The sequence below is a fragment of the Mucilaginibacter gracilis genome, assembly GCF_003633615.1.
Classification (GTDB): Bacteria; Bacteroidota; Bacteroidia; order Sphingobacteriales; family Sphingobacteriaceae; genus Mucilaginibacter; species Mucilaginibacter gracilis.
This window is the reverse complement of sequence record NZ_RBKU01000001.1, coordinates 5704808-5730193: the sequence shown is the minus strand read 5'-3', so window position 1 is coordinate 5730193 and position 25386 is coordinate 5704808. Positions and strand designations below refer to the sequence as shown.

At 45.3% G+C, this 25386-nt stretch carries 25 protein-coding genes and 1 pseudogene; 18 read left to right on the top strand and 8 right to left on the bottom strand.

Going from position 1 to position 25386, the window contains the following annotated elements:
* Positions 1-166: 166 nt before the first annotated feature.
* Both BDD43_RS25490 and BDD43_RS25485 read right to left on the bottom strand, forming a co-directional pair.
* Complete coding sequence (locus BDD43_RS25490) at positions 167-1123, bottom strand: MBL fold metallo-hydrolase (protein ID WP_121200977.1); 957 nt, start codon at positions 1121-1123, stop codon at positions 167-169.
* Between the two features lie 421 nt (positions 1124-1544).
* The gene (locus tag BDD43_RS25485; protein WP_121200975.1) at positions 1545-2087 is read right to left on the bottom strand and encodes a hypothetical protein; all 543 of its coding nucleotides are present in this window, start codon (positions 2085-2087) and stop codon (positions 1545-1547) included.
* 237 nt (positions 2088-2324) lie between these two features.
* Between BDD43_RS25485 and BDD43_RS25480 the strand changes: the two genes are divergently transcribed.
* The 10 genes and pseudogenes from BDD43_RS25480 to BDD43_RS25440 all read left to right on the top strand — a co-directional run bounded on the left by BDD43_RS25480 (position 2325) and on the right by BDD43_RS25440 (position 10685).
* Positions 2325-3629: a flavin monoamine oxidase family protein gene (locus BDD43_RS25480; protein WP_121200973.1), complete on the top strand. Its 1305-nt coding sequence runs from the start codon at positions 2325-2327 to the stop codon at positions 3627-3629.
* A 141-nt stretch (positions 3630-3770) separates the two neighbouring features.
* A complete protein-coding gene (locus tag BDD43_RS25475) occupies positions 3771-4109 on the top strand; it encodes an ArsR/SmtB family transcription factor (protein ID WP_121200971.1) in 339 nt (112 codons plus the stop codon).
* A gap of 17 nt (positions 4110-4126) precedes the next feature.
* A complete protein-coding gene (locus tag BDD43_RS25470) occupies positions 4127-4690 on the top strand; it encodes a DUF6428 family protein (protein ID WP_121200969.1) in 564 nt (187 codons plus the stop codon).
* 43 nt (positions 4691-4733) lie between these two features.
* Positions 4734-5132 (top strand): annotated as a pseudogene (gene arsN2 / locus BDD43_RS31140) (arsenic resistance N-acetyltransferase ArsN2); the annotation flags it as partial.
* 18 nt (positions 5133-5150) lie between these two features.
* Positions 5151-5576: an arsenate reductase ArsC gene (locus tag BDD43_RS31135; RefSeq protein WP_246001885.1), complete on the top strand. Its 426-nt coding sequence runs from the start codon at positions 5151-5153 to the stop codon at positions 5574-5576.
* Positions 5576-6661, top strand: coding sequence for an ACR3 family arsenite efflux transporter (arsB, locus tag BDD43_RS25460; RefSeq protein WP_121200965.1), 1086 nt, complete (start codon positions 5576-5578; stop codon positions 6659-6661). Before BDD43_RS31135 ends, arsB begins: the two co-directional genes overlap by 1 nt.
* Positions 6658-7371, top strand: a complete 714-nt coding sequence (locus tag BDD43_RS25455; RefSeq protein ID WP_121200963.1) for a metallophosphoesterase family protein — start codon at positions 6658-6660, stop codon at positions 7369-7371. Before arsB ends, BDD43_RS25455 begins: the two co-directional genes overlap by 4 nt.
* Positions 7372-7457: 86 nt before the next feature.
* Positions 7458-8729, top strand: coding sequence for a BamA/TamA family outer membrane protein (locus tag BDD43_RS25450; RefSeq protein WP_147425738.1), 1272 nt, complete (start codon positions 7458-7460; stop codon positions 8727-8729).
* Between the two features lie 398 nt (positions 8730-9127).
* On the top strand, positions 9128-9343 hold the full coding sequence (locus BDD43_RS25445) for a cysteine-rich CWC family protein (protein ID WP_121200959.1): 216 nt from the start codon (positions 9128-9130) through the stop codon (positions 9341-9343).
* Between the two features lie 115 nt (positions 9344-9458).
* A complete protein-coding gene (locus BDD43_RS25440) occupies positions 9459-10685 on the top strand; it encodes a multidrug effflux MFS transporter (RefSeq protein ID WP_121200957.1) in 1227 nt (408 codons plus the stop codon).
* A 377-nt stretch (positions 10686-11062) separates the two neighbouring features.
* On the opposite strand, the gene BDD43_RS25435 is transcribed toward BDD43_RS25440, so the two are convergent.
* The 3 genes from BDD43_RS25435 to BDD43_RS25425 are packed head-to-tail and all read right to left on the bottom strand — an operon-like array spanning position 11063 to position 13373.
* Positions 11063-11893 (bottom strand): molybdopterin-dependent oxidoreductase, encoded by an 831-nt coding sequence (locus BDD43_RS25435; RefSeq protein ID WP_121200955.1) that lies wholly within the window; start codon positions 11891-11893, stop codon positions 11063-11065.
* Complete coding sequence (locus BDD43_RS25430; RefSeq protein WP_246001790.1) at positions 11877-12587, bottom strand: cytochrome b/b6 domain-containing protein; 711 nt, start codon at positions 12585-12587, stop codon at positions 11877-11879. Before BDD43_RS25430 ends, BDD43_RS25435 begins: the two co-directional genes overlap by 17 nt.
* Positions 12588-12602: 15 nt before the next feature.
* Complete coding sequence (locus tag BDD43_RS25425; RefSeq protein WP_121202122.1) at positions 12603-13373, bottom strand: DUF1223 domain-containing protein; 771 nt, start codon at positions 13371-13373, stop codon at positions 12603-12605.
* 212 nt (positions 13374-13585) lie between these two features.
* Between BDD43_RS25425 and BDD43_RS25420 the strand changes: the two genes are divergently transcribed.
* Positions 13586-16186 carry a PAS domain-containing sensor histidine kinase gene (locus BDD43_RS25420; RefSeq protein ID WP_121200953.1) on the top strand — a complete coding sequence of 867 codons (2601 nt, stop codon included), beginning with the start codon at positions 13586-13588 and terminating at the stop codon, positions 16184-16186.
* Positions 16187-16202: 16 nt separating this feature from the next.
* Here BDD43_RS25420 and BDD43_RS25415 read toward each other — a convergent pair whose 3' ends face one another.
* From BDD43_RS25415 to BDD43_RS25405, 3 genes are read right to left on the bottom strand one after another with little or no spacing between them, the layout of a single operon-like run.
* Positions 16203-16532, bottom strand: a complete 330-nt coding sequence (locus tag BDD43_RS25415; protein WP_121200951.1) for a YnfA family protein — start codon at positions 16530-16532, stop codon at positions 16203-16205.
* A gap of 11 nt (positions 16533-16543) precedes the next feature.
* Complete coding sequence (locus BDD43_RS25410) at positions 16544-17347, bottom strand: helix-turn-helix domain-containing protein (RefSeq protein WP_121200949.1); 804 nt, start codon at positions 17345-17347, stop codon at positions 16544-16546.
* Positions 17348-17370: 23 nt separating this feature from the next.
* Positions 17371-18192 (bottom strand): oxidoreductase, encoded by an 822-nt coding sequence (locus BDD43_RS25405; RefSeq protein WP_121200948.1) that lies wholly within the window; start codon positions 18190-18192, stop codon positions 17371-17373.
* Between the two features lie 448 nt (positions 18193-18640).
* On the opposite strand from BDD43_RS25405, the gene BDD43_RS25400 reads away from it, so the two are divergent.
* The 7 genes from BDD43_RS25400 to BDD43_RS25370 all read left to right on the top strand — a co-directional run bounded on the left by BDD43_RS25400 (position 18641) and on the right by BDD43_RS25370 (position 25377).
* On the top strand, positions 18641-19171 hold the full coding sequence (locus BDD43_RS25400; RefSeq protein WP_147425737.1) for a hypothetical protein: 531 nt from the start codon (positions 18641-18643) through the stop codon (positions 19169-19171).
* Positions 19172-19358: 187 nt separating this feature from the next.
* Positions 19359-20411 carry an AAA family ATPase gene (locus tag BDD43_RS25395; RefSeq protein ID WP_121200944.1) on the top strand — a complete coding sequence of 351 codons (1053 nt, stop codon included), beginning with the start codon at positions 19359-19361 and terminating at the stop codon, positions 20409-20411.
* 305 nt (positions 20412-20716) lie between these two features.
* Positions 20717-21598, top strand: a complete 882-nt coding sequence (locus BDD43_RS25390) for a DUF58 domain-containing protein (RefSeq protein ID WP_121202121.1) — start codon at positions 20717-20719, stop codon at positions 21596-21598.
* A gap of 2 nt (positions 21599-21600) precedes the next feature.
* Complete coding sequence (locus BDD43_RS25385) at positions 21601-22575, top strand: hypothetical protein (protein ID WP_121200942.1); 975 nt, start codon at positions 21601-21603, stop codon at positions 22573-22575.
* A complete protein-coding gene (locus BDD43_RS25380) occupies positions 22562-23569 on the top strand; it encodes a vWA domain-containing protein (RefSeq protein ID WP_211339732.1) in 1008 nt (335 codons plus the stop codon). Before BDD43_RS25385 ends, BDD43_RS25380 begins: the two co-directional genes overlap by 14 nt.
* 3 nt (positions 23570-23572) lie before the next feature.
* Positions 23573-24622: a vWA domain-containing protein gene (locus BDD43_RS25375; RefSeq protein WP_121200940.1), complete on the top strand. Its 1050-nt coding sequence runs from the start codon at positions 23573-23575 to the stop codon at positions 24620-24622.
* A complete protein-coding gene (locus BDD43_RS25370) occupies positions 24619-25377 on the top strand; it encodes a tetratricopeptide repeat protein (RefSeq protein WP_121200938.1) in 759 nt (252 codons plus the stop codon). Before BDD43_RS25375 ends, BDD43_RS25370 begins: the two co-directional genes overlap by 4 nt.
* Positions 25378-25386 lie beyond the last annotated feature (9 nt).

Below are 25386 nucleotides of genomic sequence, written 5' to 3'. Positions count from 1 at the left end.
ATACCCTTTATTAAAAATTGTTTTATTGCTAGTGTTGTGTTAATGGTGTAATTACGGATAGTTTTTAGCCACAAGTCTTGAGTCAAAAAAAGAATAATCTAACTTTTGAGTCAAGACTTCGTACTATTAACTTAACACTAGCTATTGGCACGGATAACCATGTTTATTAAAACTCCAGCATTTTACCCTGTTGGGGATAAATTAATTTAAGTTGCAGGGTGTTGGCGGCGGCCAGTTGTTTTTTAATATCGGCAATATGGCCGCCTGCGGGTTTAAGGTGCGTTACCACTACGGGTAAACCTTCAACGGCGTTTGGCCCGGCAAGGGTGCTTAATACCGCCATCTCGTTCATTAGCAAACGGGGAGTAAGGTGCCCAAATAACGATTTATCGGGCTGCTGGTTAGCAAACGATACCTCTATCATAATGGCCTTTAAAGTTTTGGCTTTTACCAGCGGAGCAATGTATTGCCAAAGCTGGCGCAGTTTGTCGCTTTTTTCAATTTCGTCGGCACCGGTATCGCCAAGGTATAAAATGTAGCTGCCGTTGCTTTCTACCAAAAAGGCGGTGCTTTGGTAAGGGTTGCCATGGCTCAATACAAAAGCCTGTACACTCATTGTGGTATTATCAATAGGTGTTTTTTCGCCGGGGTTAAGCGGGGTATAATGGTATTTGTTAAGCACGGGTTTATCGCCATCGCTGCCAAAGTTGGCCCAGTTTTTCCAGGTAAAATAATTATCGCGCAGCACATCAAGCGTGTACTTTAGCCCGTAAACCTTTTTAGCCGCATCATCCGGCGAATTAATTATCATCCCGGCAACGTGGTCTAAATGCGCGTGCGATATAAAGTAGCCTTTTATGTATCGTTTTAAAACAGTATCGGCAGGCACAGTAAAAACATGGTTTTTAACCGCCTTTTCTAAACCTGCCTGCAGGGTGCCGGCATCCATACAGGCATAATTGTTACTGCCGGTTGGGGCTACCATGTAGGCACTTAGGTTACTCTCGTCGCTGCCGCCGTAAACGCCCAGGGGGACTACTTTAAAGGCGGGTTTGATTTGGGCAAAAGCGGCTGCGGTTGTTAATAATATAGTGCAGATAACTTTACAGGTTTTATTTATCATAGTTTCTGTTTTTTTAAAATACCATTTAAGCTTACGGTTAATTTTTTGCGCCGGTAACTTAGTTTTTGCTTGCAGAAGCCGCAGTGTGTGTTTATAGCTTTATTTAACGTAATGGCGTTAAAGCTTACAATAACCATTCTGCCCCAATTCGCAAATAGCAAAACGGTGGCATAAAGATAATATGCCGGGCGGCAATTAAACTAATATGTTTTATAAAGAAATTTTAGTACAGATTGGGTTTTTGATTTCGGAAGACTGAAGGCAGAGGGCTGAGGACAGAAGTCGGAGGTCGGATTTTGGAAGTCGGAAGTCGAATGCCGAAAGTCATTTGTCGGGGCCTCTAATCAACCTCCAAACCTCCGGCTTCAGACTTCTGTCCTCTGTCTTCCGAACTCCGCCCTCCGAAAATCCGAAATACAGTTTAAATGCTTTTTAGCACGGTATAAAATGCTCGGTATATTTCGCGCAGGGTTACGGCATCGGTAATGCCGTCTTCAATGTTGAGTTCTAAAAAAGTTTGTTTTTCGTCGCTGTCATCAACGCTGTGGGTGCGTATACCCAGGTCAAAATCTTCCAGGGTGGTAAAAACACGGCGCACGTTGGCGTCAATAAATAAGGTTTTTACTTTGGCCTCGTTATTGGTTTTAATAATCAGGTGGTGGTCAAGGTCCTCGTAGCCGGTTTCAACGTCCTGCATACCAAAAAATTTGCCTATTTCATCGGTAAAATCTTCTTCGTGTACGGCAAATTTAAAATCGTGCTGGCTTAGTAGTGCGCGGTAAGCAGTTGTTGCATATCCGCCTTCAAAGCCGCCGCCCAGGTCAATATCAATATCCAGGTAGATTTCGGTATCGGCTTGTTTTAGCAAGGCATGGTACTCTAAAACTTCGTCGTTAATGTCGGCAGCCACTTGTTGCCAAATTTCGTCTTCGGTTGTACCAATAAAGGTTTTTTCAATATCCATAGCTTTAAGCTTTTAGGTTTACGTAAGCAACCAGTAAGGCTGGTTAATGTTTTTATAAACTGAAAGTAGTAGTGTTATGTTAATTGTGTAATGACGGATAGTGTTTAGCCACAGGTGTTAAGTTCTAAGTCAAAAATAAGAATAATCTAACTTACGACTCAATACTTAGTACTATTAACTTAACACTAGCTGCCTCAACAATAATAACTTTGCTTTGTATAGGTATAAAACAATTTAATGATGCAACAGGCCCATGTTTTGGTTATTGGTGCGGGTGCAGCCGGGTTAATGGCGGCCATGCAGTTATCCCGTAAGGGCAAAAAGGTTTTGGTATTAGAGGCAAGCAGCCGCGCGGGTGGGCGCATACATACCCTTAACGGCGAAGGCTTTACGCAACCTGTTGAGCTGGGTGCCGAATTTGTGCACGGCCAGCTACCCGTTACGCTTGCTTTACTTAACCAGGCCAAAATACCCTACCACAGTGCCGTTGGCGATATGTGGCGCTATCGGGATGGGAGGTTCCAAAAATCAGAACAGTTTTTGCCGCATTATGATGTGATAATTAAAAAGCTTAACGCCCTGCAAACCGATATTACGCTGCACCAGTTTTTAACCACCCACCTTGCCGCCAAAAAATATACCGAAACCTGCAACATGCTGCGCAGCTTTGCCGCCGGGTATGACAATGCCGACCCCATGCGCTTTAGCGCCTTTGCCATGCGCAGCGAATTACAAAGCGAAGACGACAACCACCAATACCGCATACAAGGTGGTTACGCCGCCATAATTGCCTACCTGGAAGCAGAAATAGTGAGCCACGGCGGCCAAATTTATTTATCAACCATAGTTAAGCAGTTGCACTGGCAACCGGGGCAGGTTGTGGCTGTTGCCGATGACGGGCGCGAGTTTAAAGCCCAAAAAGTAATTATAGCCCTGCCTTTGGGTGTGCTGCAGGCCCATAAACAGCAACCTGCTGCAATAACTTTTGTGCCGCCCATACCCAAACAAGAGCAAGCCATACAGCAAATGGGCATGGGTGCGGTAATTAAATTATTGCTACAGTTTGATGAGGTTTTTTGGGAACGCCAGGCCCTTAAAAAAGGTGCCGACCACGATATTAAAAACATGAGCTATTTATTTAGCGGCGAAGCCATACCCACCTGGTGGACGCAAACACCGCACCCCACATCAATGCTTACAGGTTGGTTAGGCGGCCCCCCGGCGGCCGAACTAAAAGATGCTACCGACGATTATATTTTAGAGCTGGGCCTGCTATCGCTATCCAATATTTATGATGTGCCGCTTACCCAACTTCGCCAAAAGCTACAGGCATACCAGGTAATGAACTGGCTTGCCCAACCCTTTACAATGGGCTCGTACAGTTACGCTACCACGGCTACCGGGGCGGCCCGCGAGCTGTTGTTACAACCCGAAGCCCAAACCATATACTTTGCCGGAGAGGCACTTTACGATGGCCCAGAAATGGGCACTGTAGAAGCCGCCCTGGCCAGCGGCAAACACGCTGCTAACGCAGCTTTGTAAAGGGTAAGTTTTGGTGCTATAAGCTAAGGCTACAAAGCATCGTTTCCATTCTGAAATTTATTGGTCATGGTATTTTAAATCAAAAAAACTTGCGGTTGTAAATTATCAAATCGTATATTTGCGATATATAATTTGATGTGTATGGCAATCAACAAAAAAGAAGCATTTACCGATACCGACCAACAACTTGCCGACCTGTGCAAGGCCATGGCGCACCCGGCAAGGATAGCCATACTACGTGTATTGGCCGAACGCAGTACCTGCATTTGCGGCGAAATAGTGGAGGTGATGCCACTGGCCCAGGCAACGGTATCGCAACATTTAAAAGAGCTGCTGAACGCCGGGCTGATAAAGGGAACCATCGACGGAAAAAAATCGTGCTACTGCATTAATTGGGAAACCTTTAAAAACTTTAACCTCGCTTTTAATACCCTTAGCGGGGATATGGAGCAGGCGGCACTAAACCAAAACTGTTGTTAAGCATAAATTTTTACGATATGAAAAACACCGAAGCCATGAACTGGCAAACATTTAAAACCCTGTTAACCGGGCAGCCAAACCTAAACCTGCAATTTGAATACGCAGCCGATAAATTTGTGGATGCCGCATACCATATCACCGAAATTAAACAGGCCGTAATAACATCGGTTGATTGTGGCGGCGTGCTTAACAGTTGGACCGACGTTGTTGTACAACTATGGGAACCCAACACCGGGCATGCCACCGAAGCCATGAAAGTAAGCAAGGCACTGGATATTGTAAAGCTGGTAGAAAACAAGCTGCAACTAAACCCGCTGGCCACCGTGAAGATAGAATTTGGCAATAGCAATTTTGATACCCGCCAAATGTACCCCGGCCAAATTACGGCAAGCGGCGGCAACCTTATAGTAAACCTACAGGCCGATGTTACCCAGTGCAAAGCCATTGAGCGGGGTGGTAGCTGCGGCACCACAGCCAGCGGCGAGGAGTGCTGCACACCTGCTGTTGCGGTAAAGCCAAAGGTACAACTGGTTAATTTAGCGGCCCAAAACACTTGTACCCCTGGTTCAGGTTGTTGTTGATAAGTACTTGAATAAAAGTTTGATATAAATACTCGCTTTCAATATGGAAAGTAATCAAAATTATCGCGAAAGCATTATTGCAATTTTGGCAATGGCCAATTTACCCACTGCCGACTTACCTGCTACGCTCCCCAATTTTAGGGTTGCCCTTAATGGCAATGAGGTAATTGGCGTGGCCGGTATTGAGGTTTATGGCAGCTACGGTTTGCTGCGCTCGGTGACGGTGATGCCCGCTTTTAGGGGCGGCGGTGTAGCCGCCGGTTTGTTAGCCGAGGTGGAGCAACTGGCCGCCGCCCAAAATTTAAAAGCTTTATACCTGCTTACCGAAACCGCACCCCAATACTTCTCCCGTAAGGGGTACAAAATAATAACCCACAATGATGTACCGGCACAGGTGCAGGCATCGGCGCAGTTTAGCCACGTTTGCCCGGCATCGGCCATTGTAATGAAAAAAGAAATGATGAAAAATATACTTGTACTATGCACCGGCAATAGCTGCCGCAGCCAAATAGCTCACGGTTATTTGCAATACTTTGCAGGCCAAAATGCCCGCATTTACAGTGCCGGCATTGAAACCCACGGCGTAAACCCTAAAGCCATACAGGTAATGGCAATGGATGGTATTGATATATCAAACCACACTTCAAATAACGTTAACGAATACGTTGATATTCCGTTTGATGATGTAATTACCGTGTGCGATAATGCCAACGAGGCATGCCCTTATTTGCCCGGAAACTTTAAACGTTTCCACCACAACTTTCCCGACCCGGCAAAGGCTACCGGTACGCCCGATGAAGTTTTGCAACAATTTATAAACGTGCGCCAAATGATAAAAACCTATTGCGAGGCTTTTATTAACCAGCATATTAACCAACAAGCCTAATGGTAACCAACAATAGTGCTACGGCAGTCAGTCGTAAAAAATTAAGCTTTTTAGACAGGTATTTAACCCTGTGGATATTTTTAGCCATGCTTATCGGTGTAGGCGTGGGGTATTTCATACCGTCGTCGGCGGGGTTTATTAACTCGTTTTCCAGCGGCACTACCAATGTTCCGTTAGCTATTGGTTTGATATTGATGATGTACCCGCCCCTGGCTAAAGTTAAATACGAGAGCATGGGCAGCGTGTTTAACAATACCAAGGTTTTAACGGCATCGTTAGTACTAAACTGGGTTGTGGGTCCAATACTAATGTTTGCTTTGGCACTTGTTTTTTTACACAACCACCCCCAATACATGGTGGGCCTCATCCTGATTGGCCTTGCCCGCTGCATAGCAATGGTAGTAGTTTGGAACGACCTTGCCGATGGCAGCCGCGAATACGCCGCCGGGCTAATTGCGCTAAACAGCATTTTCCAGGTATTGCTTTACAGCGTGTATGCTTACGTTTTTGTTACCGTGCTGCCGCCTCTTTTTGGCTTTAAGGGCCTGGTGGTTAACATTACCATTTTGCAAATAGCCAAAAGCGTGGGCATTTATTTGGGCCTGCCGTTTGCTGCGGGTTTTATAAGCCGTTATGCTTTAATTAAAATTAAAGGTGAGCATTGGTTTAATACTCAATATGTGCCCTTTATTTCGCCAATTACCTTGGTGGCGTTGCTGTTTACAATTGTAGTTATGTTTAGCCTTAAAGGCGGCCTTATTGTTAAAATTCCGCTTGATGTGCTGCTGATAGCCATACCCCTGGTAGTGTATTTTGTTGTGATGTTTTTGCTTAGTTTTTTAACGGGCAAATATTTGGGAGCCGGTTATTCGCAAAGCACCTCCATAGCATTTACGGCTACGGGTAATAATTTTGAGCTTGCCATTGCGGTTGCCATAGGCGTTTTCGGCATCAATTCGGGCGAGGCATTTGCCGGCGTTATTGGTCCGTTGGTTGAGGTGCCAGCGCTTATAGCCCTGGTTAACGTGGCCTTTTGGTTACGCAAAAAATATTATACTGCACCGGTAGTAACTGTAACCCCATGAAGATAGCCCTGTTTTCGGACGTTCATGCCAATTTACCCGCCCTGGAGGCCATGCTTACCGATATGGACAGCCACAAACCCGATGCCGTTTATTGCCTTGGCGATTTGGTGGGCTACAACGTTTGGCCCAACCAGGTTATTGCCGCCATACGCCAGCGGCAAATTGCAACCCTAATGGGCAATCACGATTTAAAAGTGCAGGCCGCGCCATTAGCACAGCCTTCGGCACAAAACTATGCTTATCAGTTGGTTGATGCCCTGCACATCAACTATCTCAATACCTTGCCTTCGCACATCCGGCTTGAGTATCCAAACCTCAATATTTTAATGGTACACGGCAGTCCCCGCCAGGTTAACGAGTATGTGCTACACGATACCGACCAGCAACAGGTTTTAACCATGATGCAAGATGCCCGTGCCGATGTTTTAATAGGCGGCCACTCGCATAAACCCTACCACCGAATAATTGACGCGGGCGGAGGGGTTTATAGCCACGTGATAAATATTGGCTCGGCAGGCAAACCTAAAGATGATAACCCCAAAGGCTGCTACGTACTGCTTACGCTTAACGAAACCACCAGCCGTAACAATGCCCAAAGCCTACAGGTTGAGTTTATACGCTTTGATTACGATATTGAAAAAGCTGCCCTTGCCATTTTAAACAGCCCCCTGCCAGCCCAACTGGCCGATATGCTGCGGAAGGGGTATTAATACACCCCTGCGTACCAAAATTTATTGCCTCCTTAACAAAAGTTTTACACCCCAATACTTTAATAATTGAATACTTGTTATTACCATTGTTGCAAGTATATCCTAATGCTAAATTTTCACTATTTGTGCTAAACCTGCGCTTTGTTTTAACACTGGTTTCGGCCCTGTGCGGCACTGTTGTATTTGCTGCTAATGGTGGTCTAAAAACCCACATACTTTTTGGCGATACCACCCGGGTTGATAGCCCCGCAGCACAAAAAGATGTTGGCGATTTGCTGCATACCATCTTCAATAAAAAAGGCCATAAGGCCGATCAGGATGGGGTAAGAAAAATAAACCTTTCGGTAGTGCCAACGCTGGGTTATACCCTCTCTACAGGCTTTGCCGCAGGCCTAAGCGGCGTTGCTACGTTTTACACGGATAGTAAACACGCGGGCGAAGAATCGGTAGTTAACGCGCAATTGTTTTACGATTCGCATAGCCAGCAAACCTTCATCACGCAATCAAACATCTGGGCACTTAACCATCAAATTAAATTCGTTACCGATTTACGCGCCACCAAATATCCCGATGTAACCTACGGCCTCGGCAGTTCCAGTACCGAGTTAAAGGCCGATAACATTAATTTCGATTACATTAGGTTTTACCAAACCATCCTCAAAAAAGTAACCACCAACTTTTATGCAGGCGGCGGCTACAACCTTGATTACCATTTCGAAATTACCGAAGAGGGTAACATTGATAATTCCGTTTCAGATTTTAAACGTTACGGCGAAACATCAAGCTCCCGCTCATCAGGCTATAACCTAACCCTATTGTTTGATAGCCGTACTAATCCCGTAAATGCGTTAGGTGGTTTTTATGCCAATGCCGTTTACCGCGATAACCTGAAAGCACTTGGCAGCGATGCAAAGTGGAGTACCATACAGCTCGATGTGCGCAAGTATTTTAAACTATCGCAACACTCCAACAACGTGCTTGCCTTTTGGAGCTATACCTGGCTCACCCTAAGCGGCAGGCAACCCTATCTGGATTTGCCCAGCGTAGGCACCGATACCTATAACAACACGGGCCGCGGCTACGCCATTGATCGCTTCCGCGGAAAAAACATGCTGTACCTGGAAAGCGAATACCGCTTCGGCATCACCAAAAACGGACTAATTGGCGGCGTACTTTTTGGTAACTTAGAAAGCTACCCCCGCAACGTAATTACCAACGTGCCCAAACTTATACCCGCCGCCGGCACCGGCCTGCGCCTCAAAATAAACAAACTCTCCAACACCAACCTCTGCATAGACTATGGCATAGGCACCGATAACTCGCACGGCGTATTTGTTAATTTGGGAGAAGTTTTTTGATTTGGGATTTGGGATGTTTGATTTGGGAATTATCTTGATTTTCGATTTCGGATGTTCGATTTCGGAGTTATTTGTTGATTTGGGATTTTTTTTGATTTTTGGATTTGCATTTTTCCATTCGTTATTGCTGTAAAAAAATGTCATTGCGAGGTACGAAGCAACCGCACGGAGGCAAAGCCAATCTGCAAAGCCGCTCTGTAAAGCAAGCGGTTGCTTCGTACCTCGCAATGACACTGAGGGAAATGCAAATCCCAAAATCAAAAAAATTCCCAAATCAAAACAAATAACTCCGAAATCGAACATCCGAAATCGAAAATCAAGATAATTCCCAAATCGAACATCCCAAATCCAAAATAATTTGACACTCATTCTAAATTTCAATAATTACCTTTGCGGTAATGCAAGCCACCCAAACAACCAAACACGAAATTATACGCTGCGAGCGGTGCAGTACCGCGTTTGAGTGTAAGGCTAATAAGTTTACACAGTGCCAGTGCAGTGCTGTTGCCCTTACCATTAACGAGGTGCAATACGTTAGCGAACTGTATGATGGCTGCCTGTGCGCCCAATGCCTGCGGGTGTTGCAGCAAGAGTATGCCGGCACGGTTGGCTAAACATTACAATTTATTCATGATAACAAAAACAATATTGGCGATATTTGCCCCGCAGGCCTGCAAAGCCACGTTTGGCAGGTAAGGCGCTGATTGCCCATCTTCCTACTATTTACGCATGACAAAAAACGAATACTTTTTCCGGATACTTGTTTTAGGTTTTTTAACCGCCATTGGTCCGTTTTCTATCGATATGTACCTGCCCAGTTACGATGCCATAGCTGCCGATTTGCATACCACCACCAGCCAGATTGGCCTTTCGCTGGCTAGTTTTTTTATTGGCCTGGCTGCCGGCCAATTGCTTTACGGGCCGTTGCTGGATAGGTTTGGACGCAAAAAGCCGCTTTACATAGGTTTATCGTTATACATTATAGCATCTATAGGTTGCATGGCCGCACGCTCGGCAAACGATTTAATTATACTGCGCTTTGTTGAAGCCATAGGCAGTTGCGCCGCCGCGGTAGCATCGGTAGCCATGGTGCGCGATTTATTTCCGGTGCAGGATAACGCCAAAGTATTTTCGTTACTGATGCTGGTTGTGGGGCTTTCGCCGTTATTGGCACCTATGGTTGGCGGTTTGCTAACAACCTATTTTGGCTGGCAGTCTATTTTTGCAACGCTGGCCGGCATAACCCTTTTGGTGCTGTTGGCCGTTATATTTAAACTACCCGAAACTTACAAGCCCGATACCGCTATATCGCTAAAACCGCTGCCCATCATCAATAATTTTATTATGGTGCTCAAGGTGCCGCAATTTTATACCTACGCCTTTGCAGGTGCAATAGCCTTTTCGGGATTATTTGCCTATGTATCGGGCGCGCCGCTGGTACTTATCGATATTTATCACGTTAGTAAAAACATGTTCACGGTAATATTTGCCTGTATGGCTGCGGGGTTTATAGGCTTTAGTCAGGTTAACAGCATGGCCATGCGTTATTACAAAAGCGAGCAATTGTTAAAAGCCGCGCTTACGGTGCAAACCATATCGGGCGTAATATTTGTTTTTGCATCGGTAAACGGTTGGCTTGGTTTGGCTGGCAACCTGTTTTTTATATTTATATTTTTAAGCTGCCTTGGCTTTATCAGCTCCAATGCATCGGCTTTAACGCTGGCACCGTTCAGCAAAAATGCAGGTAGTGCATCGGCATTAATGGGAGCATTGCAACTGGGCATAGGCGCGCTAACATCTTTCGGAGTAAGCAAACTTAACAACCACACCGCAGTGCCGCTTGCCGCCATAATGGGTGCCACATCGGTACTTGCACTCGGCATACTGCTACTTGGCCGCCGCATGATAAAAAACAAAGTTGAAGTAACCGAAGGCACCGCAGTTGTGATGCATTAGTGTTTAATGATTGAAGGATTGAGTGATTGATTTATTGAATGATTGGGTTATTGAATGAGTGAGTTATTGAGTTATTGAATGATTGAGTTATTGAATGATTGAGTTATTGAATGATTGAATTATTGAGTGATTGAAGGGCTGAATTATTGAAATATAATTTTGTCATTGCGAGGCACGAAGCAACCGCACGGAGGCATGTTAGGCTTGCATTGCGGCCCTGCCAGTGTGCGGTTGCTTCGTGCCTCGCAATGACACTGTTTTTAAAATAACGTCTTGAGAGAGAAATGAAACCGAAGCAATCGTTCATTCGCTCACTCATTCATTCAATCACTCAATAACTCAGCCACTCACTCATTCAATCCTTCAATCATTAACACCTAAAGTCCCGAATAATAGTCGTAGCCCCGTTCGGCCCAGTAATCGGGTGGGCGGGTGTTGCTGAAGGTAATGTTGGCAATGCGTTTCAAATTTTTAATACCATACTTAACCGGGATGATGAGCCTTAACGGTGCGCCGTGGTTTGGCGGCAGGGGTTTGTCGTTCATCTCGTAAGCCAAAATAGTTTGGGGGTGCATGGCACTTGGGGTATCAAGGCCAATGTAATATTTTTTGTCGGGAGTGGTCATACCAATGTACTCCATTTGGGCTAGTTTATCCAATTTGAAATGCGTTACAAAGTCGGTAAACTTTACACCGCCCCAGTGTTGTATCTGGTCCCAACCTTCAACACATTTAAAATCAAAAATAATTTCTGTTTTGGGCAGGGCCTTTAGCTCGTCAAGGGTAACGGTTAAAATATCGCCGGGGGCGCGTTGTATTTGCAGTTTCCAATCGGCAGGGTCAAACTTGCCTTCAAGGCCAATATCGCTGTTATGGCGCACCTGTTTGGCAGCCATTTCTTTAGGGTAGGTTTTAACCAGGTGGTTATTGCTGTAAAACAGCCGCCTAAAAAAAAGTTCGGTTTGGTTTAGTGCGCGGCGCAGGGGCTTGTGCGCGCCTGCGGTAGCAGTAGGCACCTCATTTGCCGATGTATAGAGCTTGCGCCAGCCAAAATACGCTGTAGCCTGCAAGGCAACAAAGCTACCAAAGGCAATAAAGGTGCGCCGTTTAATTTGTTTATCGGTAAGCAATTTCCCCTCGGTAGGCGTTGGGTTTACATCCGGTTTAGCTTGCGGCGTTTCGTCGGGTTGGTTAACTGGCTGTTCCATCTTCGGTTGCTAAATTAGTATGAATAACGGGTTGGGGTTTATCATCGTCAACAACATCAAACCCTGTAATTACCGACCGGAAGTTGCGCCAGCCCGCCAGTATTACCTGTACAATATGTATCACAAAAAAAAGGCAGTAGCCCAAAGTTAACGCAAAATGGAATATGCGCGCCAGGCGGTAGCCGCCGCATAAAAAACAAAGCCAGTTAAACTGTACCGGTTTGTAAATGGCCAAACCGGTAACCAGCGAACCAAAACCCATTACAATAATTGCGGTGTAGGCTATGCGCTGGGCCGCGTTGTATTTGCCTTGTGGCGGTGCGCTTTTGCGGATATGCAAATCGTGCAGTAAAACAAGCCAGGCCTCTCTAAACGATTTCTTCTCCGGAACCAAATCGCGCCACTCGCCGGATATGATGGTGTACACCACATAAAAAAAGCCGTTAAGGGTAAAAAACCACATTAAAAAAAAGTGAAACGCCATACCCTCGGCAAGCCTGCCGCTAAAGTGGAAAAACTTGTAAAAGCCTTCCGGAAAAAAGTTAAACAGCGTGTTATTGCCTATTTGTATTTTGTAAACATCGTTACCCCAATAAATAAGCATGCCGCTCCATATCATAATGGTAAGCACCGGGAAATTTACCCAATGAAACCAGCGCATAGCAAGCGAATGTTTTTCTTTAATTTTTTTCACTTTTATCATAATTGGTTACACTACCGAAGATACAATGTTTTGTGCTGATAATATTTGGCCCGTACTATTATTTTGTACAAAGGCTACCACCTGCCAGGTTTTAGCGTTAAAGCCCGCAGGCAGCTCAACAGTTTGCGGGCCGCCCTGGTTGCGTATGCTAATGGTATTAAGGCTGCGCACAATATTAACATGGTTTAAAATATGGCCGCCGTTTTCGCCGCTTTTTACATTGGTTTGGGCGCTGTTTTGTACAAAAGCTATCAGCAGGCTGCAATTAGCGGCACCGGCCATGGCGGGGTATTGCAAACTAAGCCCAGTGGCTGTAAAATGCACGTTGCTTAATACCGGCATAAGGTTATTGGTTTTTTTAAAAGCCATTTGTGTTGCGCCCCGCAAAGCCTGCTCGTTTGATCCTACAAACTCCGTTGTGCCGTTTACCACAATTTGGGGAGTGTAAATTTGGCTCAGTTTTAACCATTGTGCATACCGGCGTTGCCTGTCGGAGTATTGGGCTTTGCTAAACTCATCCTTCCAGCCCAGGTGGTTCCAATAATCAACATGGTAGCTTAAAATGTAAATGGGTTTGGTGCTATCTTCTTTAAGTATTTTGGCCACCAGCTCATCCGCCGGCGGGCAGCTCGAGCACCCTTCCGATGTAAATAATTCAACTACCGCAAAACCGTTTTGGGGTATTTTATTTTGGTTGGCTTTGTTTTTAAAGGCGTAAACTGCGGGTATAATAAGCAGTGCAAGGGTGCAAAACATCAATATTTTAAAGGCTTTCATGCTGGTGAATGTTGTTGTTATTTTAACGCTTAGTAGCAAACAAAAGCCTATCCTTACAAACAAAAGCAAAAATATTTTTTGGCTGCGTATTGGCAAATGTTTGCCTGTTTTATTTTCCTGATGTGCCAAACCAAAAAATAAAATTGTTGTTAACAATTAGTAAATATTAACTTGCTGATAAGCAAAATTGTTATTTTTGGCTATTAACACTAATGGAAATAAACACCGGAGCCGAAGAATTTGCTGCTTATAGCGAAAATATTTTTCGTACAATAATTGAAGAATCGCCTTCGCCGGTGGGTTTATACGTTGGCCGCGAAATGGTTATCCGTGTGGTTAACGATAGCATTTTAAATATTTGGGGGAAAGACCGCAGCATAATTGGTAAAACCTTTAGCCAGGCCCTGCCCGAGCTGGAAGGGCAGCCCTTTTTTAAATTGCTTGATGATGTGTTTACCACCGGCATTGCCTACGAGGCCTCCGAAGATTTGGTGCGCCTATTAGCCAACGGCCAGCTTACCGATTTTTATTTTAACTTTACTTACAAACCCCTAAAAACTCCCGAAGGTAAAGTTTGGGGCGTTTTAAATACCGCAACCGACGTTACCGACCTGGTGCTTACCCGCAAAAAACTGCAAGCCGCCGAAGACCGTACACGCTTTGCCCTTGATGCCGCCGAAATGGGCACCTGGGACCTTGACCTGCTTAACAACCTGATAACCTGGGACGACAGGTGTAAAGAACTTTTTGGCTTCCCGAAAGACGATGATGCACGTTACGAGGATGTTTTAAACTATATACATCCTGATGATATGCCCCGCGTTGATATTGCCGTAATGAACGCCATTAACCCCCTTTTAAAAGAAAGCTACGATGTGTCTTTCCGCACGGTTGGCAGTAACACGTTAAAATGGGTACGCTGCAAGGGCCGCGCTTATTTTGATGAGCATAGCAAACCTTACCGCTTTGCTGGCACCATAGTTGATATTACGCCCGAAATTAGCACCCGCGATGAACAGCAAAAATTATTGTTTTTGATAGAAAACAGTTCCGACTCGATAAGCCTCACAACCTGGGACGGCAAGTTTACCTATATTAACGAAGCTGGTAAAAAAATGACGGGCTTTGATAGCAATGATTATGGCCACAACGAAGGCTACAGTTTCCTTATGCCCCATGAATTTGCTACGGTGCAAAACGTAATATTGCCCCAAATGTTAAAACACGGCAGGTGGAGCGGCAAATTAAACTATCGCAATAAAAAAACAGGCGAATGTATACCCGGCTGGATAAATTCCCTTTTAATAAAAGACCCCTTAACCGAGCAACCCATAGGCCGCGCCACGGTTGTGCGCGATATGCGCGCCGAAATTGAGGCCCGGAAAGAACAACAAAAGTTAATAACCGTGGTTGAAAACAGTGCCGACCTGATTGGCGTTACCAACCCTGAAGGTTTTGTAATTTACATGAACCAGGCCGGCATGAAAATGATGGGTGCCGATAGCATTGAAGAGTGCTACAGGCACAGCAGTGATTATTTTATGCCCGATGCCCTGCAGATACTGGAAAAAGAAGCACGCCCGGCTATGCGCGAAAGTGGTGGCTGGGCAGGCGAGGTTAACTACCGCCACTTTAAAACAGGCGAAGCCATACCGGTTTGGCTAAACGGCTTTAAGGTAACCGACGCGGATACCGGCGAAGCCATTGGTTTTGCATCTGTTACGCGCGATATACGCGCCGAAAAGGCCGCCCGGCAGGCCTTGGCGCAAAGCGAACAACTATTCCGTAACATTACAATTGCCGCCCCCGCCGCCCTTTGGATGACGGATGCCAACAGCATGATTACTTACGTAAACGAGGTATGGATTAACTGGACCGGCCAGCCACTTGAGGCGCAACTGGGCACAGGCTGGCTCAATGCCGTTGTTACCGAAGACAGGGATGAGGCTGCCGCCAACTTAATTGCCGATTTTGCCCAACGCAAGTTTCACGAGAGCCAGTTTAGGATACAGCACACAGGCGGCCAGCTACGCCATATTATTTGCACCGGCAACCCGCAGTACGATGCCGAAGGTAACTTTTCGGGCTATATAGGTGCCTGTGTTGATATTACCGAGCTTAAACAACTGCAAAGGCAAAAGGATGATTTTATTGGCATTGCCAGCCATGAGTTAAAAACGCCCGTAACCAGCATTAAAGCCTACGCCCAACTGCTTGAAAGCATTATGCGCAAAAAAGGCGACGTAAAAGAGGCGTTTATGATAAGCAAAATGGACGTGCAGATAAACCGCCTAACCGTGCTGATTGAGGATTTGCTCGACGTTACTAAAATAACATCCGGAAGGTTGCAGTTTCACCAAAGCTGGTTTGATTTTAACCGCATGTTACAGGAAGTGATTGAAGAACTGCAACGCACCACTACTAAACACACGCTGATTGAAGACCTTAACTCGGAAACGCAAATTTATGCCGATAAAGATAGGATAGGGCAGGTGCTTATTAACCTCATAACCAATGCCATTAAATACTCGCCCGGCAGCGACGAGATTATCATCAGCTCGAAAATTGTGGATGGAACGGTAGAGGTTTGCGTGCGAGATTTTGGTATAGGCATAGCTAAAGACAAGCTGGGCAAAGTTTTTGAACAGTTTTACCGCGTAAGCGGAGATAAAGAACATACCTTCCCCGGCCTGGGCCTGGGGCTATACATCTCATCCGAAATTATCAAACGCGAAGGCGGTAAAATTTGGGTAAACAGCATAGAAGGCCAGGGCTCAACCTTTTGCTTCTCACTTCCGCTACAGCGGGGATAAAATGGTGTAAATGCCCTTATTTACGCGGCATATAAATAATAATACAAGCACCAATAAGGGCAACCAGGGCACCTATCATATCATACCTGTCGGGTTTAAAGCCGTCAACCTTCCATGCCCAAAGCAGGGCCAGCACAATAAATATACCGCCGTATGCAGCGTAAACGCGGCCAAAGTTTGCGGTTTGCATGGTTGCAGCAACGCCGTAGGCGGCTAAAATAAGGCTGCCAGCCAGGCCATACCAAAGCGGCTTATCCTGCTTTAGCCAAAGCCATATTAGGTAGCCGCCGCCAATTTCGAGCAAGCCGGCAATTACAAAGAAAAACAACGAACGTATTAAAGCCATAAGCGCAAATTTTATATCATGGAAGGTGCAATGCCAAAAGCCTTTTTAAACACATACGAAAAATGCGATAGGTTTTCGAACCCCACATTAAGGTACACTTCCGATGGCTTTTGGCCCATTTGCTTAATTTGATAGTAAGCCTCGTTAAGCCGTTTTTGTTGCAGCCATTGGCCCGGCGATGTTTTAAATGTTTTTTCAAAATCGCGCTTAAAGCCGGCCAGGCTGCGCCCCGTAAGTCGCGCAAACTGCGCCGAAGGCACGTTGTACATGTAATTTTGGTTCATGTAGGCTTCAAGGTCAATTTTGTGTGGTTCGCTAAAGTCAAACAAAAAATCGTTAAACCGGGGGTTGAGGGTTAGCAGCAGTTCAATGGCTTCTAAGGTTTTAAGTTCGGCCATGGCGGGTTTTATAGGCTTGCCCTGGTTAAAATAGGGTAGCAGCGAATCAAAGTAACCCTTCAAAAACGGGTCGGGCGGAAGCTCAACCAACATATCGCCGCTGTATTTTTGGGCAGGCGGCAGTTTGTTATCCGCACTATAGCGCCTCAAAAAATTTTGATCTAAAAATATATTAACCGACTTAAACTCGCCCCCCGGCGGCGGTATTTTTACCGATTTAATGAGCTGATTGCGCCGCACCAAACCCATAGTACCTGCCTTCATAATAAGCAGTCCGTTATTGGTTTGCAGGTGTGTTTCGCCGGCCATCACATAGCCAATGGCATGCTCGTTTATAAATTGCTCATGGCCCCGCTGCTTTTGCGCAACGCAGGCATAAAGCAAGTTGTTGAGCTGTATATGGCTGTTATGTTCCATTTTAAAATGCTAAATATAGCCCATTATTTTAACTGGCTCATCAGCATTTTATCAAAAAGGCGGTCGGGCAGTATCTTGCGCATAAACAAAGCCGCTTTGGCCATATACCCGCCCGAATAGCGTGTTTTAGGTTTTTTAGCCGCAATGGCCTTGCGCACCAAATTAACAATAACAATAGGCTCGGCGTTATTGGCCTGCGTTTTTTTAATGGCAGCATCAAACCTATCCATCAGGCTATTATAAACCATATTGCCGGTATTTTTTTTAAGGTTATCGGCAGCAATACTGCTCCATTCGCTTTTTACGCCGCCGGGTTCAATAACCACCACATCAATACCAAACTGCTCCACCTCGTTGCGCAGGCTATCGCTCAAAGCCTCTAAAGCAAACTTGCTGGCATGGTACCAGCCGCCCAGCGCGGTAGCAAACTTACCACCTATAGACGATATGTTGATGATGCGCCCATATTGCCGGCTCCGCATGTGCGGCAAAACCAATTGCATTAACCTGGCTGCACCAAAAACATTAACATCCAACTGGTATTTTGCATCGGCTATAGAAACATTTTCGATAGGCCCGTAGGAGCCGAAACCGGCGTTGTTTATCAGCACATCTATACGGCCCTCGGCAGTAATAATTTGATTAATGGCGGCAACCATGCTGGCCTCGCTGGTAACATCAAGCGGTATTATTTTAACGCCCAAGGCTTTAATGCCGTCCATACGGTTAACCCGGCGGGCGGCACCATAAACGGTGTGCCCATCGTGCAAAAGCTCCTTAGCCATTTCTAACCCCATACCTGCCGATGCGCCTGTAACCAATATTACTTTTTTAGTGTTTTTCATTTTTTTGTTGTGTTTAACTGCACAACAAAGGTGCAGTTAAATTGTAAGCTAAACTTTGGTATAAAGCTCAATTTTGTTTTGTTGGATGGCTCAATGACGGGGCCTTCCGTAGTTAGGTGTGTTACTTTTACTGTAGTCGGAGACTACATGCATAATAGTTTCAAAGTCAGAGACTTCGAACAACAAAATTTCTTCGTAGCTATTCGAATTCGCTATTCGAAGTCTCCGACTTCGAATGCATTATGCCTGTAGTCTCCGACTATAGCAAAAGTATATTTTATCCAGTTATGCAATTCCATGATGCGACATTGTCTCGCCAATTACCGATGTCACAATTACCGTTCCCCGTAGTTTAATCATTACCCCTCAGGCACGTTTTTTTGCCATTAAAATGCTTGCGCCAATAAATATAAAAACAAATATATTTATAGAACTAACCAGAGCTGCTATGAAAAAACAAAAAGGCATTTTATTGGGTGTAATGTGTTTTTGTTTACTGGTATATCTATGTAATAGGAGGGTGGCTGGTATAAACATGATCCCTCTTAAACGTTTCGCAATAAATTATCAGCCTGTTGCCAAAAACAGGTCAGCAAGCTTCACTGGTATTCAACTTCCCGCGCCGCCTTGCAGTGTTATTGGTATATTGAATAAAAGTGTTATAAATGTTGAATATGAAAAATATGTTTTGTTGATTTTTTTAAAACTTGCAGTTTTCGAACACGCTACTTATCACGATGACTTTGAATTAAGAGACGGCCCATTCATCTTTACACGGTACAAAGATAAATCATCACTTTTGCGGGCTTATTGTGAAATTTTGGGAACTAATTTTATTTCAAAAAAATTTGGCCCCGAATATTTGTCGCCTTACGATGCTATTGATTACGTCAACTCCCACCCTGACCTAAAAAAGGATAGTTTGTTGAATGACCAGCTTATTAAATTTAATAAAGCTGAGTTTGGACAAAGCAATTAAGCCATTCCTATTTCCTGTAGTTTAGTCGTTACTCGGTTTCCACCTAAGTAACCGGGTAACCGGGATACCATATCCGCAACCCTAAAACCACCATTTAACATTTTTTAACAAATTAATTTAACATATCCCTTGTGTGAAATTGCCCATGCCTTAAATTTGCCCACCGAAATAATTTTTACCCGGAGATATGGAAGAAACAAATAGCAACAGTCAGTACGTTCAGCAGGCAGCGCCGGTGGTATCGTCGCAATCAACAGATATCCGCGCCCTTAACGAAATGATACAGCAGGAAAGTGCTTTTATCGACATCCTGAAGATGGAGATGGATAAGGTAATTGTAGGGCAAAAGTACATGGTAGAGCGCCTGCTTATTGGTTTACTGGCCGATGGGCATATTTTGCTGGAAGGTGTTCCCGGTTTGGCTAAAACACTGGCCATTAACACGCTGAGCAAATGCATACAGGCCGATTTTAGCCGCATACAGTTTACGCCCGATTTGCTGCCCGCCGATTTACTGGGCACCATGATATACAACCAAAAAAAGGAAGAATTTATTGTGCGCAAGGGCCCGCTGTTCAGCAATTTTATTTTGGCCGATGAAATTAACCGCGCTCCCGCCAAGGTACAAAGTGCCCTGCTGGAAGCCATGCAAGAGCGCCAGGTAACCATTGGCGATAATACCTTCCCGCTGCCAACGCCGTTTTTGGTGCTGGCTACCCAAAACCCAATTGAACAGGAAGGTACCTATCCGCTGCCCGAAGCACAGGTGGATAGGTTTATGCTCAAGGTAGTAATAGGCTACCCTAATAAGGAAGACGAGAAACGCATCATCCGCGCCAATATATCGCCAACGGGCATGTTAAAGCCAAACGCGGTTATTAAGCCCGAAGATATTATCCGCGCCCGCAAAGTGGTGCGCGAGGTTTATATGGACGAAAAGATAGAGCAATACATTATCGACATCGTTTTCGCCACCCGCTTTCCCGATCAGTATAAGCTCGGTAATTATAAAAACCTCATCAGCTACGGTGCATCGCCACGGGCAAGCATCAACCTGGCACTGGCCGCCAAGGCTTATGCGTTCATCAAACGCAGGGGCTACGTTATCCCCGAAGATGTGCGCGCCGTTTGCCACGATGTATTGCGCCACCGCATTGGCCTGAGCTACGAAGCCGAAGCCGAAAACATTACCCAGGAAGATATTGTAACCGGGATATTGAACGCGGTGGAAGTACCGTAAGGAAGAAGAGTCAGGAAGCGAGAATCAGGAAGCAAGATAAGACAGCGAAGCAAATAAAAAACTATGTCATTGCGAGGAACGAAGCAACCGCACGGAGGCATATTCGCCATACAAAGCGGACCAGCTTATGTGCGGTTGCCACGCTATCGCTCGCAATGACAAGTGTTAAAATAAAAGGCCTGTCATTGCGAGGAACGAAGCAACCGCACAGAGGCATATTCGCACTGCATAGCGGCCCGGCCTAACGTACGGTTGCCACACTATCGCTCGCAATGACAGGGGTTGAAAAGAGAGAAATCAAACAAATGCCAAAAGATACCAAAGACCTTTTAAAAAAAGTACGCAAAATAGAGATCAAAACCCGGGGGTTGAGCAATCACCTGTTTTCGGGCGAGTACCACTCTGCCTTTAAGGGGCGCGGTATGGCCTTTAGCGAAGTGCGCGAATACCAGATTGGCGACGAGATACGCACCATAGACTGGAACGTTACCGCACGCTTTAACCACCCCTATGTTAAGGTTTTTGACGAGGAACGCGAGTTAACACTGATGATATTGATGGATGTATCCGGGTCCGAAAACTTTGGCACCATCAATCAGCAAAAGCAGGATGTGGCAACCGAGTTATGCGCCGTGCTGGCCTTTTCGGCGATACAGAATAACGATAAGGTAGGCGTTATATTTTTTAGCGATAAGATAGAAAAGTTTATCCCGCCAAAAAAGGGCCGCAGCCATATCCTGATGATTATTCGCGAATTGATTGATTTTACACCCGCCAACAAAGGCACCAACGTAGCCGAAGCTTTAAAGTACCTAACCAGTGCCATTAAAAAGCGCAGCACGGCCTTTATCATATCCGATTTTATTAGTCCGGCTTTTGAAGATCAGCTCAAAATAGCCAACAAAAAACACGATATTATAGCACTCAGACTGTACGACCGGCACGAAGAAGAGTTCCCCAACATGGGCCTCATACCAGTGCAAGACGAGGAAACCGGTGCTATACAATGGGTAAACACCGCCAACCCCGAGGTGCGCAACGCCTTTAAGGCTGACGCCCTGCGCCGCAACGCCGGCATTAAGGAAACCTTTAAGCGCAGCGGAGTTGATTTTGGTGACATTGGCACCCACGAAAATTACGTTAAACCTTTAATGACATTATTTAAAAAGCGGGAAAGCAGACGTTGAAGATGAACCAGTATTTTAAATATTTAATAGCTTTAATATTAACCGCGGGCAGCTTTTTACAGGCCCGCGCACAAGCCGTACAGGTTGATGCCCATCTTGAAAAATCTACCATACCCCTGGGCGATCAAACCACACTGCACCTCAGCATCCGTTTTAATGCCAAGGATAGTGTGAGTTTCCCAAAACTGGCCGATAGCATACGCGCTAAAGTGCAAATAGTGAGCGTAAACAAGCCCGATACCAGCTTTGATAAAAACGACATCACGATAGAAACCATCGACAGGAGTTATACCATCACTTCCTTTGATACCGGCCAGTATGTAATACCGCAGTACGAGCTTAAAACCAAAACCGGTGTTTTTAAAACCCCCGAACTGGTTTTAACCATTAGCCCCGTAGCGGTTGATACCACCAAGGGCGTTTATGATATTAAGCAACCCATAGCCGTTGCCTACTCGTGGCAGGAGTGGCTAAAAGATAATTCGCCCAAAATAGCCTTCCCCTTGCTGGCCGTTTTGGTAATTGCCGCGGTTATTTGGTATCTGCGTAAGCGGCCAAAAAAGCCGGTATTTGTTAAACCTGCCGAGCCCGAAAAACCTGCCCACGTAATTGCCCTCGATAAACTGTATGCTTTGCGCGAACAAAAACTTTGGCAGCAGGATAGGATAAAGGAATACCATAGCCAAATAAGCGATGTAATGCGCCATTACCTTGAAAAACGGTACAGCATTAGCGCAAACGAACAAACAACCGACGAGATTTTGGCCAGCCTGCGCTATATGGATATTACCGAGCCCGAGCGTGCCATGCTGAAGCAGGTATTGGTACTGTCTGATCTGGTGAAGTTTGCCAAAGAAAAACCGCTTGCCGCCGAAAACGAACACAGCATAAACAACGCTATTGATTTTGTAGTGAAAACGCAATTGAAACCCGCGCCAACCATTATTAAAGAAGGAGAGAGCGATGGCCTGGTTTAAACAGATAGAATTTGCGCAGCCGGGGTTTTTCTGGCTGTTCGTCATCATTCCGCTTATGGTGGTTTGGTATGTATATAAACCGCAAAGGCAGCAAGGTAACCTTAGTATGCCTACTTTGCAGGGTTTTAAAAAGCACGCCAATAGCTGGTTGCCAAAATTTAGGCACACGGGTATTGTATTGCGCTGCCTGGCACTGGCCGCGCTGGTGGTTGCAATGGCCAGGCCACAGTCAAGCTTAAGCTGGCAAAATACCAGTACCGAGGGTATTGATATTGTAATAGCGTCGGATATATCGGGCAGTATGCTTGCCGAAGATTTTAAGCCCAACCGCCTTGAAGCCGGTAAGCAAATAGCTATCGATTTTATAAAGGGCCGTCCGGATGATCGCATTGGTTTGGTTATTTTTAGTGGCGAAAGCTTTACACAGTGCCCGCTTACTATAGATCATGATGTGCTGATTAACCTTTTCCAGGATATAAAAAACGGAATGATTGAAGATGGTACCGCCATTGGCATGGGCCTTGCCACCGCCGTTAACCGTTTAAAAGATAGCCAGGCAAAAAGCAAGGTAATTATTTTATTAACGGATGGTGTAAACAACACCGGCTCAATACCGCCCGTTACCGCTGCCGAAATTGCAAAGCAATTTGGCATTAGAGTTTATACCGTTGGCCTGGGTACGCATGGCACCGCGCCATACCCCATGCAAACCCAAACCGGCGAAATTGTTTACCAGCGCATGCCGGTTGATATTGATGAGCCTACGCTTACTAAAATAGCACAAACCACGGGCGGGCAGTATTTCAGGGCCACCAATAACGAAACCCTCAAGGCTATTTATGCTAAGATAGACCAGTTGGAAAAAGCCAAGATTGATGTAACCCAGTACCGCAAAAAAACCGAGATGTTTTTGCCCTTTGCGGCCATTGCCCTGCTGTTGTTACTGCTGGAGTTTGTATTAAAAAACACATTATTTAAAGGAGCCCTTACCTAAGCTATGTTACGTTTTGCACATATCGAGTTTTTATGGGGACTGGCACTTATCCCGGTTCTCATTATTATATTTATTTGGGTAAGCCGGTGGAAACGCAAGGCTTTAGCTGCCTTTGGCGATAAAAACGTGGTTAAATTAATGATGCCCCAGGTATCGATATCAAAACCCTGGCTTAAATTTACGTTGTTCATCATCGCCTACGGTCTGCTGCTTATTGGTGCTGCCGACCCGCAGATAGGTTCGAAAATGGAGGAAGTTAAGCGCAAAGGTGCCGATATTATGATACTGCTTGATGTATCAAACAGTATGCTTTCGCAAGATTTATCGCCCAACCGTTTAGAAAATGCCAAGCAAGCCATTTCGCAATTAATTGATAACCTGCACGATGATAGGATAGGCATCATTGTTTTTGCGGGCCAGGCCTACGTACAACTACCCATCACTACCGATTATAGCGCCGCCAAGCTTTTTTTAAACACCATTAACACCAACATGGTGCCCACACAAGGCACGGCCATTGGTGCCGCCATTGATATGGGCATGCAAAGTTTTGATTTTAAAAACGGCATGGGCAAGGCAATGATAGTAATTACCGATGGCGAAAACCATGAGGACGATGCCGTATCGGCAGCTAACCGTGCCCGCGATAAGGACGTTACCATTCACGTAGTAGGTGTTGGTTCGGCAGAGGGTGCGCCTATTCCCATTATTAAGGATGGCAAGCAAGCCGGTTTCCATACCGATAGTGCCGGCAAAGTGGTAGTAAGCAAGCTTGACGAAAATATGGGTAAAGAAATTGCCGCCGCAGGCAACGGCGCATACGTGCGCGCCACAAACGCCAGCAGCGGCCTTAGTATTATTATGGATCAGATTAATAAAATGGAGCGCAAGGCTTACGACAGTAAATCCTTCCGGGATTTTGAAGATCGTTTCCAGATATTGCTTGCGCTGGCCTTTATACTGCTGGTGATAGAGTTTTTTATATCCAACAGAAAAAGCGTAACATTAAGCAAACTGAAATTATTTGAGGTTAAGGAGGAAGTGAAAGTATGAAAAAGCTATTATTGGTAATCTTACTGATGCTGCCTGCTTTTGCCCTATTTGCGCAAAAGGAAAAGGCCGACATCCGTAAAGGGAACCAGCTTTACCAGGAACAAAAATACAAGGAGGCCGAAGAAGCCTATAAAAACGGCGTTGCCAAAAAAGACCAAAGCATTGAAGCTAACTTTAACCTTGGCGATGCTCAGTATAAACAAAAAAACTTTACCGGGGCCCAGGCGCAGTTTACCAAAATTGCACAATCGGCAAATAATAAAAACGTTGCTGCCCAGGCTTACTATAACTTAGGCAACTCGCTGCTGCAATCAAAAAAACTGGAAGAAAGTATTGATGCCTATAAAAAAGCATTAATTAATAACCCTAAAGACGACCAAACCCGCTATAACCTGGCCTACGCCCAAAAAATGCTGCAAAAGCAAAAAGACCAGGATAAAAAGAACAAAGACAACAAGGATAATAAAGACAACAAAAACCAGGATAAGAACAAGCAGGATCAGAATAAAGATAATAAGGACAACAAGGACCAGGACAAGAAAGACCAGGATAAAAACAAACAGGACCAGGACAAAAAAGATCAGGACAAAAAAGATCAGGATAAAAAGGACCAGCAAAGCGGCCAGCCCAAAATGAATAAAGAGGACGCCGAGCGCATGTTAGAAGCCCTCAACAACCAGGAAAAACAAACACAGGATAAACTAAAAAATAAAAAATTAAAAGGCGTAAAGGGAAACATCACTAAGGATTGGTAAAAAGGCGTA